Raw genomic sequence first — 13,715 nt, 5'->3', positions numbered from 1 at the left:
AACGACATATTTCAGATGTTTTTCTGCTTTTCCTTCAGTTTCTTGAGCTGCCGTTCCAGAACATCGATGCATTTGTCTATCGCCTGTTCATAGGTCGGAGCCGACTCTCTGGCTACAAAATCGTGCTGTGGCACATGAATGGTGATTTCAGCCAGCTTGTTCTGCTCGTGATCATTTTTCTGATGATCGAGAATAACATGACAATTGAGCGGACCGGCATAAAACCTTGAAAGTCCCGAAGCCACATCGCGCGCGTAGCCTTCTATGCTGCTATGATTGTTGGAATGACGAAGAGTGACCTTGACGGTAACCGCATCACTGGTAACTGAGTTTGTCATACCTGCCTCCCTTGAAAGAGTTGAAATACTTGAAAGAACGAGGCCGGAATCGTGCATGCCTCTCTGCTGGGCATGTACCGGTAACTGCTGAAAATCAGGCCCTCGGATGCGCTTTGGAGTACGCCTCTCTCAGCCTGTTGAATGTCACATGGGTGTACAGCTCGGTAGTCGTCAGACTGCTGTGACCCAGCATCTCGCTGACGCTTTTCAGGTCTGCGCCGCCATTGAGCATGTGTGTTGCAAATGTGTGCCGGAGCATGTGGGGATTTTTCTTTGCCGATTCGGTAACCGGGGAGAGGTACCTCTTTGTCATTCTCTGCACAAGCATGGGATAAATCTGTCTGCCTTTTGCCGTTACGAAGACTTTCGATGCTTCACCGACACCCTCTTTTGATATTCTAAAGAAGTTTCGCCTGACTTCAAAATAATTTCTGAGCGCCTCGGCGGCTGGCTCCCCAAGCGGCACAATACGCTGTTTGCGCCCCTTTCCGGTGACTTTTAGAAATCCGTGCACAAGATCGATGTCGGTGTTTTCCAGACCGGTCACCTCAGACAGGCGCAAACCACAGCCATAGAGCACTTCGAGCACCGCCCGGTCTCTGGCCAGCTCGAATTTCTGCACCTCGGCTTTCCGCTCATATTCCCCACCCCCACTCTCCTGAACTAAAAGCGGAAGCTGGTCAAAAAGCCGGGACGCTTCGTCTTCGCTAAGGAAATTGGGTATTTTCCGGTCAAACCGGGGCGTCATGACCAACGAAAGCAGCGAGCGATCGATCTTTCCGGTATCGAGCAGATAGCGGTAATAGCTTTTGATCGAGGCGAGCTTGCGGGCGATCGAGCGGGGCTTGACAGCGCTGTCGAAGAGGCGAGCCATGAAGTGCCTCACATCGAGCACCTCGACCAGCTCCGGATCAACGGCAGCAAGATCATCGAGTTCCGCTTCGTCCTTCAGAAATTCAAAAAACTGTATCAGGTCGGTCGTGTAGGCTGTCACCGTTCTGGGAGAGACGTTGCGGGCGGACTGGAGATACTCGAGAAACGCATCGAGCCAGCGGCAACTGGCGACCTCCTTGTTCGGTAATCGCACTGGAGAGCTTCTCTTCATGAGACGACGAGGCTAACGAGGTGTTCTCTCTCTTTAATGTAGTACAACCGGCTGTCCTTTATGAGAAAACTGTTGAAAACCGGCGCCGGTTCCCCGGAAGCCATGCGCTCTTCATGAACAAGGCGGTCACCTTCGGTGACGGCGAGCGTGGCTTTCCATCCGGCAGCGCCCTCCGCGCCGATTTCGATCCGGTGATGCACCGTGACGCACGACGCGCCGAGGCCGATGCGCTCGACGTGACCACGCTCGTCGAAAGCGAGGCCGGGCAGCAGAATTCGCTGCCGCGCCTCTTCGCTCTCCGCCACGTCGCGGAGCTGGTTCGGGCGCTCGTGCGCCGTGCCGAGATGCTCGATTTCGCCTCCCGTCAGCGGATCGAGCAGGTAGTAGTCGCGCTCGGGAAAACCCGCAAAGACGATTGACCGGTAAGCGAGAAAGGCATCGCCGAGATTGGCTGTGTACGTGAGATCGGGACGACTCCAGGCAACGCGCCCTGCCAGAAGATCGAGCGCCCAGATGCCCTGATGCTCCGGGCTTCCCGGCTGATAGGCGTGGCAGAAAAGCAGGCTGCCGTGAACCGTTTCAAGCCCGATCATCCAGCCGTCGCCAACCGGGGTCTCGTTTTCATCCCCGGCAGTCAGCACGAAATCGTCACGCAACATACGACCCGTGAAGGATTCGAGGCAGAAAAACGTCGCCTTGCGCTCCTGCGGAAACCGCTTGATGCCCATCACCGCATCGCTGCTGAACATCAGCTGCCAGATGAGTGCACCGTGGCCCCCATGCCACGACCACAGCGCTCCAGCTACGGGCTGAGCCGGACGATTCTCCGAAGCTTCAGTGTTCATGCCATCAACCGTTGCAGTTTGTAGATCGTCACGGCCACCGTCTGGTCGCCTTCGGCATCGAACATGCGCGTCTCAGCGACTTCGAATCCATTCTCGTGCACCAGTTCAAGAAACTGGTCTGCCAACCGCCGCCGCGGATCGGCGATATACGCCGCGCCGCCGGAGGCGAGCAGGGCATCGATGGCTGTAACGATGGGCAGCAGATTGACGCGCTCGTAGAGCACGTCGGCGGCGATGACGGCATCGAACTTCTCGGCACCCTTGACCATGCGCCAGTCGAGGCGAGCGGTATCGAGCGGCACGCGATTCTTCATCGCATTGTAGGCCACGAACCTCAAAGCCTCGGTTGAGTAATCGGTGCACAGCACACGCGCGCCGGTTTTGGCGGCAGCGATGCTCGCCATACCGACCCCGGCTCCGAGTTCAAGCACCGCTTTGCCGGCAAGCTCTCCGGTCTCGACGATCTGGCGGGAGAGCGTTACCGCGGCTGGCCAGATTTCGGCCCAGTAAGGCATCTGCTCGTCCTTCACAAATGCGGCAGGATCGATGCGGTCAAGAAGCGCATAACTGTCGAGCACACTCAGGAAGGTAAAATCGCTCTCACCAAAGCGGTGCGCAACCTCCCGCAGATCGTATTCAGCGGCAAGCTCCGCGCGCAAACGGGTCAGTTCGTCTTCAATGGCCACGTCCGAACGCCCGAACACTGGCACTGTGTATCTCTCAAAAGGCATGAGTAACAATCAAGGTTGTAAATATCGTCACGAATGTAATGAAAATGACCGCTGTTTTCTATTTTGCAGCGCTATCGAGAACCACTTCAACCCACATGTGAACACCCATGAAAAAAGAGATCATCGAAGTTTTCGACAACACCTTTCCCCACAGGGACTACACCATCGAGATCGTCAATCCCGAATTCACCTCGGTCTGCCCAAAGACCGGCCTGCCCGACTTCGGAACAATCACCGTGAATTACGTACCCGACAAGAGCTGCATCGAGCTCAAGTCCCTCAAGTACTACTTCCTCGAATTCCGCAACGCCGGCATCTTCTACGAGAACATCACCAACCGGATTCTCGACGACCTGGTCGACGCCTGCAAACCGAGAAGGATGACCGTCAAAACCGAGTGGAAAGCCAGAGGCGGCATCACCGAAACCGTCACCGTCAACTACAGCACCAGCCAGCATTAACCCACCCAATGCAGAACGCCCCGGAAATCCGGGGCGTTGCTGAGATATAATCTCCGATGTAAATTTCGAAGGAAATCAGAACTTCTCGTAGAGCCAGAACTCGATGTTCTTTGCATCCTCGTCGCTGATACCAGAACCGGGGAAACCCTGCATACGCTTGACGATAAGCGCAACCTGGCCGGTCTTCTTGTACTTGGTGCGGAAAAGGTCTGCAACGGAATCAAGCGTATGACACTTGTTGCAGCGCGTATCGGTCAGGGTTTTGGCCGCCGCAAAATCGAATCCTGCCGGAGCCGGAGGAACATCACTCGTCGCTGCAGGCTTGTTGAGGAACTCTTTCAGCTCAGCGGTCGTGCGAATGTATTTGCCATCCACAGTGGTAGTGCGGCCTTTTTCCCAATAGACCCTGAGGCTGAAAAACATCACCATGACAATCACGAAAATGCTCAGCGGAAAGCTCAGGAACCACTTGTCGCTGATCGCACCGGACATCTTGCCGAGGCCCATGATAATGATGGAAGCGCAAAAAATGAGGAGAAACCAACCCATGAACGACCTCAAAGGAGTGAGGAGGGCTGAGTGATTCGGTGCCGGAATGTAGCCGGTCAGGAAAGATACCGAGAAAAACAAAGCTCCCATTAAGACAGCCCCGCCTACTGCGAGAGCAATAAGCTTACCGTTTGACTTGTTGTCCATGACAGGTAATGGATTAGGTGTTAGCCGCTTTCAAGAATTTATTGAGAAAGATACACATTATTGGCAAAGGGGGCAAACATTTAAACCTAAAAAGCGTCAAACATTATAGCCAAATCCAGATACGCCGGATTTGGCATTTTGCTTGCAGCCGCGCGAAGCGTAAGTTTCATTGAAGTACCAGCCATTGTCCAATCAGAAACCCCGATACCATGATCACCTCTACGACCAGCGTCGTCGATTTCGACAAAGCCTCGCTCGATTTCCATTACCTGCTCGACTGCTTCATCGAGGTGCTGGAAAATCTTGGCCAGGAGGCGCTTGCCCGACACATCGGAGGTGACAGCAATACGCCTATAGGGGAGTTCAACCGCGCTGAACGCGCCATCCAGGCCTGGTCGATCGTCTTCCAGCTTTTGAACATGGCTGAGGAGAACTCTGCCGCCCAGTACCGCCGCCGCCTCGAATCGAGCGAAGGCGTTGAGTCGCTCAGCGGCCTCTGGGGCGAAGCGTTGCGCCACCTGAAAAGCCTCGGCGTCACCGAAGCCGAAATCGCAGCGGAGCTTCCCGATATCGAGGTCGAGCCAACCCTGACGGCCCACCCGACCGAGGCCAAGCGCCGCACCGTGCTCGAACAGCACCGCGAGCTGTATCTTCTGCTCGTCAAGCGCGAGAACCGCATGTGGACACCCGCCGAGCGCGACAAGATTCGCACCGACATCAAGGTAGTACTCGAGCGGCTCTGGCGCACCGGCGAAATTCTGTTCCAAAAACCCGAGGTGAGCGCTGAACGACAGAACGTGCTGCACTACCTGCACACCATATTCCCCGACATCCTGCCCATTCTCGACAACCGCCTCGAAAAGGCCTGGGCCGTCGCAGGATTCGACCCGGCGATCACAGCCGATCCGCGCAACCTGCCGCGCCTCAGCTTCGGAAGCTGGGTCGGCGGCGACCGCGACGGCCACCCGCTCGTCACCGCCGAAACCACGCAGGAGACGCTCCAGGAGATGCGAAGCTACGCCATCGAGCTTGTCCGCCGACAACTCGAACGGCTCGCCTCGATGCTCAGTCTTTCGGGCCGATTCCAGTCCCCTTCCGGCGCGATGAAGGAGCGCATGGAGACGCTGCGCCACAAACTCGGCGAAAAGGGGGGGCGCGCTTTCGAAAGAAACCTCCACGAGCCTTGGCGGCAGTTTGTCAACCTGATGATCGCTGCCCTGCCCGACGGAACAACGGAAAATGAGCACTATTGTTACCGCCGCCACACCGAGCTGCTCGAGGATCTTGAGCTACTGATGAGTTCGCTCACGGCCATCGACGCCACAACCATCGCGCGTGGCGACGTCGCCCCGGTCTATCGCATCGTGCAGACCTTCGGTTTCCACCTCGGACGGCTCGACATCCGCCAGAACAGCCGCTTCCACGACCTTGCCCTTTCGCAGCTCATGATGGCGGCGGGACTCGACGGCAAAGGATTTCCCGAATGGAGCGAAGAGGCCCGCCTCGAGTTCCTCGAACGCGAGCTGCTCTCGCCGCGCCCCTTCACCCACCCCGACATGCACGCCGGACCGGAAGCCGAAACCGTGCTCGCCTGTTACCGGGTGCTCTTCGACCACTACCGGCAGTTCGGCCCCGACGGCATCGGCTCCCTGATCGTCAGCATGACGCGCAACGTCTCAGACCTGCTCGTCATCTACCTCTTCGCCCGCGAGGTCGGCCTCATGGTGCCGCACGGCGACGGCGACGCCTGCCCGATTCCGGTGGTGCCGCTTTTTGAAACCATCGACGACCTCGAACGCAGCCACGACATTCTCAGCCGCTTCCTCGCCCATCCTGTCACACGCCGCAGCATAACGTTGCAGCAGGAACAGCACGGACGGAAAAAGCCGGTGCAGCAGGTGATGGTCGGTTACAGCGACAGCAACAAGGACGGCGGCATCGTCGCAAGCCTCTGGAGCCTCTACCGCGCCGAGGAACGTTTGATCAAGGCAGGACGAAAGTATGGCGTCGATATACTCTTCTTCCACGGACGCGGTGGCAGCATCAGTCGTGGCGCAGGGCCGACGCACCGCTTCATCCGGGCACAGCCGCACGGCTCGCTCGACGCCGGACTGCGCGTCACCGAGCAGGGTGAAACCATTTCGCAGAAGTACGCCAATCGCATCAGCGCGGCCTACAACCTCGAACTCTTCCTGGCCGGAGTCGCCGAAGCCCGGCTCGACCACCGCAAGGAGGGCTACCGCCCCCACCCGCTCGAAAAGGCGATGGACACGCTCGCCCACAGCAGCAACAAAGCCTACCGGCAACTCATCGAAACCGACGGACTGATCGATTTTTTCCGTCAGGCCACGCCGATCGACATCATCGAATCGAGTCGCATCGGCTCACGTCCCACGCGCCGCACCGGACGCCAGAGCCTCGAAGACCTCCGCGCGATACCGTGGGTCTTCAGCTGGAACCAGGCCCGTTTTGCCATCTCCGGATGGTACGGCGCCGGCTCGGCGCTCGAAGAGCTTCGCGCCACCGATCCCGAAACCTTCGAGGTGATGCGCAAAAGTGACTTCTCCTGGGCACCATTCCATTATATTATTAACAACATCGCCACGAGCATTCTCTCGGTCGATCCGTGGATCATGGAGCAGTACGCCGCGCTGGTCGAAAACAAAAGCATTCGCGAAAACCTGCTCGGCATGATTCAGGCGGAATATCTGCGCACGATGCGCCTGCTCGACCTGCTCTACGGCGGCCCGCTCAGGGAGAAGCACTTCAACGTCGCCCGCTTCATCGAAACCCGCCAAGAGGGCCTCAACAAGCTCCACCGCCTGCAAATCGACCTCCTTAAAAGCTGGCGAGCCGCCAAAGCCTCCGGCAACCAGGAGCAAGCCGACGCCCTGCTCCCCGAACTACTGCTCACGGTCAACGCAATTTCCAGCGGGCTGAGAACGACGGGGTAAAAAACAAGCGAGGGCATAATGAACGGGTCACCTCCACTGCTCATTTTATAGCACCAGCCGTTCCGCCAAAAAGTCTCTCTGGCTGTTGGAAATCCGGTGTATTTCAAGTGTTGAATGTCTCGGAGTAAGTGCAAGTACGCCTTTTTGTCACAAAGAAGTCAGATTGTCAGTGGCCGCGTGGCCCAGACTGGTCAATGCCTGCCCCCCTCTTCACGGGATCCATCACTCTCTTCTAAATCTCTTCTGCCCCCACCTCCTTTTTCACCAAAAGAGCTTTAGTGGCAACGCATCGTGTTAACACAAGGTGGAAATCGCCGTATTTTTCTGTATAATCAGGCAAAAGCGGCGCTTATCCCCTAACCTTATAGAACCGGCGCTGGCAGTGATCAACCCCTACTCATTGTTTTATATATGCTTACCAAACTCTGCGCGGCGGCGCTGCTGGGTATCGACGCACTGAAGGTCGAGATTGAAACGAATGTCTCCGGTGGTTTGCCTGCCTTCACGGTGGTCGGGCTGCCGGACAGCGCAATCAAGGAGAGCCGCGAGCGCATTCTGACTGCTATCCGCAACTCCGGCTTTGAGCTGCCGTCGAAGAAAATCACCGTCAACCTCGCGCCTGCCGATGTCAAAAAGGAGGGTACTTCGTTTGATCTTGGCATCGCGGTCGGCCTGCTCGGCTCGCTTGGCGAGATCAGGGGGCAATTCGAGGATATTATCGTGCTCGGCGAGCTGGCGCTCGACGGGTCGGTACGGCGCATCAGCGGCACGTTGCCGATGGCCGTAATGGCCGCACGGGAGAACATCCGGTGGATGATCGTGCCCAAAATGAACGCGGCGGAAGCTGCTGTGGCGATTTCGGCAACGGGCGCGGCGACGAAGGTGTTCGGCGTCGAAACACTGCTCGAGGCTGCCGGGATCCTCAACGGCGACATCACGCCCGAACCGGTCAGTGTGAATGTCGCTGAGCTGTTCGACTGCGAGCCGGATTACCCGGTCGATTTTGCCGAAATCAAGGGGCAGCTCGCCGCCAAAAAAGCGATCGAAATTTCCGCGGCGGGCGGACATAACCTGCTCATGATCGGCCCGCCCGGCAGCGGCAAAACACTGCTCGCCAAAGCGATTCCAAGCATTCTTCCGCCGCTCGGCTTCGAGGAGTCGCTTGAAACCACCAAGATTTATTCGGTATCGAGCCTGCTCGAACGCAACCGTCCGCTCATGATCACGCGCCCCTTCCGCAGCCCACACCACACCACGAGCAACGTAGCGCTGATCGGCGGCGGTGCACAAGCCAAGCCGGGCGAGGTGAGCCTGGCGCACAACGGCGTGCTCTTCCTCGACGAGTTGCCGGAGTTCACCCGCAACGCGCTCGAAGTGCTGCGCCAGCCGCTCGAAGACCGCGAAGTGACCGTGGCCCGCGCAGCGCTCTCGACGCGCTACCCGGCGGGCTTCATGCTGGTGGCGGCGATGAACCCGAGTCCCGCCGGGCCGCTCAAGGATCGCGACGGCCTGCCAACCGCATCGCCGGAGCAGATCCGGCGCTACCTCTCCAAAATTTCCGGCCCGCTGCTCGACCGCATCGACATCCACATCGACGTGCCGAAGGTGGAGAACATCGAGCTGTTCTCGAACAGTTCGGCGGAAAGCTCCAGCGAGATCCGCAAGCGGGTGATCGCAGCACGTGCCATCCAGCACGAACGCTTCGCCGCGCTGCCCTCACCGCGCATCTTCACCAACGCGCAGATGAACTCGAAGCTGATCCGCAAGTTCTGCAAGCTCGACAAGGAGAGTGCCGAAAAGCTGATGGAGGCGATGAACCGCCTCAACCTCTCGGCCAGGGCGCACGACCGCATCCTCAAGGTAAGCCGCACCATTGCCGACCTCGACGGCGCGGAACATATCGAAATGAAGCATCTCGTGCAGGGCATACAGTACCGCAGCCTTGACCGCGAGTTCTGGAGTTTTTGAAGAATGATCTGACAGATCGGACAGATCGAACCGATCTATCGAAAGACGATTTTGTCGGGACGGCCACAAGAGCCGTCCCGACATTCACAGAACTGTCACTTTATCTCCACCCACACCGGGTCGAGCGCGAGCACTTGCGGCTCTTCGGTGCGGAGCAGGAATCGGGCTGTTTCGGTACCGGGCAGGCGGGTGACAGGCAGCAGCTCTCCGAGCGATTGCCTGACTATTCCGACGGTCAACGCCGAGACGATCTCCGATGTGTTGCCTCCCAGCAGGTATTCGAGCCAGGTTTTGCGGACGGGCAGATAGAGCAACTCCGGGCTGGCTTTGGCGTCCATTTTCGCGAGCTTTTTGGCCTCCTGCACCGCATCGGCGAGCCCACCAATCCGGTCGATGAGACCGACTTCGAGCGCCCGCTTGCCGCTCCAGATGCGGCCTCCGGCGACGGCATCGACCGCAGCAGGCGTCATCTTGCGCCCTTTCGCCACCTTGGAGATAAAATCGTCATACACCACGCCCGTCAACTCCATGAACTTGCGAAATGCTGCGCCGTCAAATGGTTTGAAGGGCGTCTCCGCGTCGGCGAAGCGGCCCCTTTCGAACACTTCGCGGTGGATGCCTGTCTTCGTGAGCAGGCCGCTCAGATCAGGCTTTAGTGAGAAGACGCCAATCGAGCCAGTCACGGTCATCGGCTCGGCGAAAATTTTGTCGCCGGCGAGCGCCACCATGTAACCGCCCGAAGCCGCCACGCCCGACATCGAGGCCACGATAGGCTTTTTCGTCTTCCCCTCTTCGAGCAGTTCGAGCATCGTGGAGGCGGCAAGCGCGTCGCCGCCGGGGCTGTCGATGCGCAGCACAATCGCCTTGACTTTGGGATCGTCGAGCGCTGTATGAAGCGCCTGCTTCACAGTCGAAACGTCAGTTCTCTCCCCCTCACCCATATCGGCTGTCTGGTCGCCGACAATCATGCCGGTAATGGTAATCACGGCGATACGGTCGCCAACGGCCTTCGGTTTCATCCCTCCGGTAGCGGCAAGATACGCCCCTCCTCCTACAAAAAGCTCCTTTACAGGCTTGTCAAGCCGCTTTGAATACTCTTTTTCAAGCTGATGTTCGGTCGCCACCCGGTCGATCAGTCGAAGCTCAAGTGCTTTTTCAGGCGTCACCACGGCAAGCGAATCGATCACCTCTCTGAAGGCATCCTTGCCGATTTTTCGCTGCCGCGACACGGTGTCGAGATAATCGGCCCAGACGTCGTCGAGCAGCGCATTGGTCTCTTCGAGGTTCTCAGGGCTGGGCGAAGTTCTGGTGAACGATTCGACGGCGCTTTTGTACTTTTTCCACTGTGCTGCCTGAAAGCTGACACCGAGCTTTTTGAGCGGATCGGCGACAAAGAACAGCTCGGCCTTAAGCCCGTCGAGCGTCATCCAGGAACCTTTCTGTACAATGATTGAATCACAGGCGATGGCGAGCTGATAATCCTTGTCTTCAGGCGTGACAAGAAACGCTGTAACCTTCTTGCCCGATTTCTGCACAGCGGCAATCGAACTTCTCAGCTCCTGTATCATTGCGGGCGATGCACCAAGACCATCGATCTGGAGCAGCACCGAATCGACACGCTTGTCGGTTTTTGCCCGGTCGAGAATGGTCAGGATTTCTTCGAGTGCGAGTTGCCGACGGGTTCCGCCAACAGGCAGCAATGTGTCGTCCGGCGCGCGTTCATCGATACCTCCGCTCAGAGGCACTCTGAGCACGAAGTGGTCGGGAAGACGATTGCCTCGCTGATGCGCAAACCATCCCAGCCCTGCTAGTAGAATCAGGATGACGACTGACGTCAGGCACCCAGCACGGAAACATCCACCTTTTTTTGGTTCTTGTCTGCCATATCGACTTAATAAATTACTGGTAAAGAAGACAGCTTACGTTGTGTGACGGATCATCTTTCAGCGGCAGCAGTTCCGGCTCCCGTCTCCGACACTCCTCCATCGCGAATGGACAACGAGGATGGAAACTGCACCCCTCCGGAATCGAGAGCGGTCCCGGAAGATCGCCCTTCAACACGATGCGTTCGCGCTGGTGACCGAGTTCAGGCATGGGAATGGCCGAGAGCAATGCCTGCGTATAGGGGTGCTTCGGGTTGGCGTAGAGCGTTCCGGCATCGGCGATTTCAACAATCTTGCCGAGGTACATCACCGCGACGCGATCCGAAATGTACTCGACCACCGAAAGGTCGTGCGCAATAAAAAGATAGGTCAGCCCCAGCTCGCGCTGCAAATCTTTGAGCAGGTTGATGATCTGCGACTGGATCGAGACGTCGAGCGCCGAGACCGGTTCGTCGCAGATGATGAACGAGGGGTTGACCGCGAGCGCCCTGGCGATGCCGACGCGCTGGCGCTGGCCGCCGGAGAACTCGTGCGGGTAGCGGCTGGCATAGTCGCGGTTGAGGCCGACGGTGTCGAGCAGCTGGTCGATTTTCTTTGCGGTGGCCTGGGTTCCTTTCGTGATGCCGTGCACCTTGAGCACCTCGCCGAGCGTCTGTCCGACGGTCAGGCGCGGATTGAGCGAGCCAAATGGATCCTGGAAGATCATCTGCATCTCCGTGCGCAGCGGCCTGAACTCCCGGTTGCCAAGCCCGGTAATGTCGCGGCCACGGAACACAATTTTGCCCCCTTTTGAAGGCTGTACCAGCCGCACGATCGACCTGCCAAGCGTGGTCTTGCCGCACCCCGACTCGCCGACCAGGCCGAGGGTCTCCCCCTTGAACACCTCGAACGACACGCCGTTAACCGCTTTGGCCACCTGCTTGCCGCCGGATAATCCGGAGTTCCTGACCGGAAAATGCACATTCAGGCCGCTGACCGACAGAATCTGTTCACGCTGCATGGGCTTGCATCAATCTGTTTCTCATAATTTTTACTATAATTATGGTCATAATATACAAGCTTCCCGAATAAAGGCCGCCCCTGATCAACTGGTGCAACCATTGACTAATTCCCGCGACGAACATAAAGGCACGCTTTACGTAGTGGCCACCCCGCTCGGCAATCTTGACGACATGACTTTTCGGGCAGTCAAGACGTTGCGCAACGCAGGAGCCATCGCTTGCGAGGATGCGCGGCGCACCTCGATTCTGCTCAAACATTTCGGCATCGAGGGCAAGCGCCTCGTCAGCTACCACAGCTTCAACGAAGAGCGCGCCGTGCGGCAAGTGATCGAGCTGCTCGAAGAGGGCGCAGACGTGGCGCTCGTGACCGACGCAGGCACTCCCGCCATCAGCGATCCCGGCTACACGATGGCGAATGCGGCGCACGCGGAGGGCTTCACGGTGATTCCGGTGCCGGGCGCAAGCGCCCTGACGGCGGCGCTCTCGGTCTGTCCGCTGCCGTCGAACAACTTTTTCTTTGCCGGATTCTTGCCGCACAAGAAGGGGCGCAAAAGCCGTCTCGAATTTCTTGCCTCCATCGAGAGCACTATCGTACTGTACGAATCGCCGCACCGGATCGGGCGGCTGATGGAGGAGGTGAAGGAGCACTTTCCCGAAGCGCAGGTGTTCGCCGCGCGTGAAATCACCAAGATGCACGAGGAGTACGTCACCGGCACCCCTGACAAACTGGCGAACCACTTTACCGGCCAGAAGCAGCGGGGCGAATTCGTCGTGGTCGTCCATCCGCCAGACAAACGATCAAAAAAGAGACAGGAACATGCAGATCATCAATGACCCCGCCGAGATGCAGAAGATCGCCGAAAAACTGCGTCTCCAGCACCAGTACATTGGCGTCGTCATGACGATGGGCGCTTTGCACGAAGGGCACCTGAGTCTGGTGAAACTCGCGAAAGCACATGCCGGAACGGTCATTATGACCATCTTTGTCAACCCGACGCAATTCGGCCCGAACGAAGATTTTCACCGTTATCCAAGACCCTTCGAGCAGGATGCCGCGCTGGCACGTTCAGCGGGCATCGATTACCTCTTCGCGCCGTCGGTCGAAGCGATGTACCCGGATGGATACTCGACAAGCATCGATCCCGGTCCCATCGCTACGCGCTTCGAGGGCGCATCGCGGCCCGGCCATTTCAGCGGTGTGGCCACGGTGGTGGTCAAGCTGCTCGGCATCACACGCCCGCACCTGGCGGTCTTCGGCGAGAAGGACGCGCAGCAGCTCACGGTCATTCGGCGCGTTGTGGCCGACCTGAACATCGCCGTCACGATTCTTGGCGCGCCGGTCACTCGCGAAAGTGACGGGCTGGCCACCAGCTCGCGCAACATCTACCTCAGTTCGGACGAACGCCAGCAGGCAACGGTACTCTATCGCGCGATCCAGCACGCGAAGGCGGAGATCGACAAAGGCCGCGCCGATCTGGAGGCAATTGCCACCGAAGCCGATGCGCTGGTGCGCTCCGAGCCAGACGCCGCGCCGGATTACATCTGCTTCGTCGATAACGCCACTTTCGAGCCGGTCACACAGGCGGTTCCTGGCAAAGCCTGCCGCCTCGTCATGGCGGTGCGCATCGGCAAGACGAGGCTGATCGACAACTGGCGCTTTGAATGCCCATGATGCATTCCGGCAAACCGGTACTGGAAGGGAACTATTTTATAGTATATTGTTTGACTTTTTT

12 protein-coding genes are annotated in these 13,715 nt (G+C 58.1%); 5 read left to right on the top strand and 7 right to left on the bottom strand.

Going from position 1 to position 13,715, the window contains the following annotated elements; genetic code table 11:
- Nucleotides 1-11: 11 nt before the first annotated feature.
- From hpf to NY406_RS02330, 4 genes are all read right to left on the bottom strand, one after another.
- The gene (gene hpf, locus NY406_RS02345) at nucleotides 12-338 is read right to left on the bottom strand and encodes a ribosome hibernation-promoting factor, HPF/YfiA family (RefSeq protein ID WP_260633727.1); all 327 of its coding nucleotides are present in this window, start codon (nucleotides 336-338) and stop codon (nucleotides 12-14) included.
- 94 nt (nucleotides 339-432) lie between these two features.
- Nucleotides 433-1,443, bottom strand: coding sequence for a tyrosine-type recombinase/integrase (locus NY406_RS02340; protein WP_260535156.1), 1,011 nt, complete (start codon nucleotides 1,441-1,443; stop codon nucleotides 433-435).
- Nucleotides 1,440-2,288 carry a DUF4905 domain-containing protein gene (locus tag NY406_RS02335; RefSeq protein WP_260535154.1) on the bottom strand — a complete coding sequence of 283 codons (849 nt, stop codon included), beginning with the start codon at nucleotides 2,286-2,288 and terminating at the stop codon, nucleotides 1,440-1,442. The genes NY406_RS02340 and NY406_RS02335 overlap by 4 nt, the downstream gene beginning before the upstream one ends.
- Nucleotides 2,285-3,019 (bottom strand): class I SAM-dependent methyltransferase, encoded by a 735-nt coding sequence (locus tag NY406_RS02330; protein ID WP_260535152.1) that lies wholly within the window; start codon nucleotides 3,017-3,019, stop codon nucleotides 2,285-2,287. Before NY406_RS02330 ends, NY406_RS02335 begins: the two co-directional genes overlap by 4 nt.
- A gap of 107 nt (nucleotides 3,020-3,126) precedes the next feature.
- Between NY406_RS02330 and queF the strand changes: the two genes are divergently transcribed.
- Nucleotides 3,127-3,480 carry a preQ(1) synthase gene (gene queF, locus NY406_RS02325; protein ID WP_260535150.1) on the top strand — a complete coding sequence of 118 codons (354 nt, stop codon included), beginning with the start codon at nucleotides 3,127-3,129 and terminating at the stop codon, nucleotides 3,478-3,480.
- A 75-nt stretch (nucleotides 3,481-3,555) separates the two neighbouring features.
- On the opposite strand, the gene NY406_RS02320 is transcribed toward queF, so the two are convergent.
- Complete coding sequence (locus tag NY406_RS02320; RefSeq protein WP_260535148.1) at nucleotides 3,556-4,176, bottom strand: photosystem P840 reaction-center cytochrome c-551; 621 nt, start codon at nucleotides 4,174-4,176, stop codon at nucleotides 3,556-3,558.
- Nucleotides 4,177-4,385: 209 nt separating this feature from the next.
- Here NY406_RS02320 and NY406_RS02315 point away from each other — a divergent pair, with 209 nt between their 5' ends.
- The gene (locus NY406_RS02315) at nucleotides 4,386-7,130 is read left to right on the top strand and encodes a phosphoenolpyruvate carboxylase (RefSeq protein ID WP_260535146.1); all 2,745 of its coding nucleotides are present in this window, start codon (nucleotides 4,386-4,388) and stop codon (nucleotides 7,128-7,130) included.
- A 411-nt stretch (nucleotides 7,131-7,541) separates the two neighbouring features.
- Entirely contained in the window at nucleotides 7,542-9,098 is a 1,557-nt protein-coding gene (locus NY406_RS02310; protein ID WP_260535144.1) for a YifB family Mg chelatase-like AAA ATPase, read from the top strand.
- A gap of 95 nt (nucleotides 9,099-9,193) precedes the next feature.
- Here NY406_RS02310 and sppA read toward each other — a convergent pair whose 3' ends face one another.
- Nucleotides 9,194-10,852, bottom strand: coding sequence for a signal peptide peptidase SppA (gene sppA / locus NY406_RS02305; protein WP_260535142.1), 1,659 nt, complete (start codon nucleotides 10,850-10,852; stop codon nucleotides 9,194-9,196).
- Nucleotides 10,853-10,997: 145 nt separating this feature from the next.
- Nucleotides 10,998-11,981: an ABC transporter ATP-binding protein gene (locus NY406_RS02300; protein WP_260535140.1), complete on the bottom strand. Its 984-nt coding sequence runs from the start codon at nucleotides 11,979-11,981 to the stop codon at nucleotides 10,998-11,000.
- A gap of 100 nt (nucleotides 11,982-12,081) precedes the next feature.
- On the opposite strand from NY406_RS02300, the gene rsmI reads away from it, so the two are divergent.
- Together rsmI and panC are read left to right on the top strand one after the other, a co-directional pair.
- Nucleotides 12,082-12,816 (top strand): 16S rRNA (cytidine(1402)-2'-O)-methyltransferase, encoded by a 735-nt coding sequence (gene rsmI / locus NY406_RS02295; RefSeq protein ID WP_260535138.1) that lies wholly within the window; start codon nucleotides 12,082-12,084, stop codon nucleotides 12,814-12,816.
- The gene (gene panC / locus NY406_RS02290; protein WP_260535136.1) at nucleotides 12,800-13,654 is read left to right on the top strand and encodes a pantoate--beta-alanine ligase; all 855 of its coding nucleotides are present in this window, start codon (nucleotides 12,800-12,802) and stop codon (nucleotides 13,652-13,654) included. Before rsmI ends, panC begins: the two co-directional genes overlap by 17 nt.
- Nucleotides 13,655-13,715: the final 61 nt, after the last annotated feature.

Origin of the sequence: Chlorobaculum sp. MV4-Y (assembly GCF_025244685.1) — a bacterium.
In the GTDB taxonomy this organism is placed as follows: Bacteria; Bacteroidota; Chlorobiia; order Chlorobiales; family Chlorobiaceae; genus Chlorobaculum.
The sequence above is the reverse complement of the archived record's forward strand: the minus strand, read 5'-3'. Positions and strand labels throughout refer to the sequence as shown.

Bases quoted from the DNA above. Each gene is read 5' to 3' on its own strand.
- hpf (WP_260633727.1), bottom strand. From the start codon at position 338: ATGACAAACTCAGTTACCAGTGATGCGGTTACCGTCAAGGTCACTCTT.
- NY406_RS02340 (WP_260535156.1), bottom strand. From the start codon at position 1,443: ATGAAGAGAAGCTCTCCAGTGCGATTACCGAACAAGGAGGTCGCCAGT.
- NY406_RS02335 (WP_260535154.1), bottom strand. From the start codon at position 2,288: ATGAACACTGAAGCTTCGGAGAATCGTCCGGCTCAGCCCGTAGCTGGA.
- NY406_RS02330 (WP_260535152.1), bottom strand. From the start codon at position 3,019: ATGCCTTTTGAGAGATACACAGTGCCAGTGTTCGGGCGTTCGGACGTG.
- queF (WP_260535150.1), top strand. From the start codon at position 3,127: ATGAAAAAAGAGATCATCGAAGTTTTCGACAACACCTTTCCCCACAGG.
- NY406_RS02320 (WP_260535148.1), bottom strand. From the start codon at position 4,176: ATGGACAACAAGTCAAACGGTAAGCTTATTGCTCTCGCAGTAGGCGGG.
- NY406_RS02315 (WP_260535146.1), top strand. From the start codon at position 4,386: ATGATCACCTCTACGACCAGCGTCGTCGATTTCGACAAAGCCTCGCTC.
- NY406_RS02310 (WP_260535144.1), top strand. From the start codon at position 7,542: ATGCTTACCAAACTCTGCGCGGCGGCGCTGCTGGGTATCGACGCACTG.
- NY406_RS02300 (WP_260535140.1), bottom strand. From the start codon at position 11,981: ATGCAGCGTGAACAGATTCTGTCGGTCAGCGGCCTGAATGTGCATTTT.
- panC (WP_260535136.1), top strand. From the start codon at position 12,800: ATGCAGATCATCAATGACCCCGCCGAGATGCAGAAGATCGCCGAAAAA.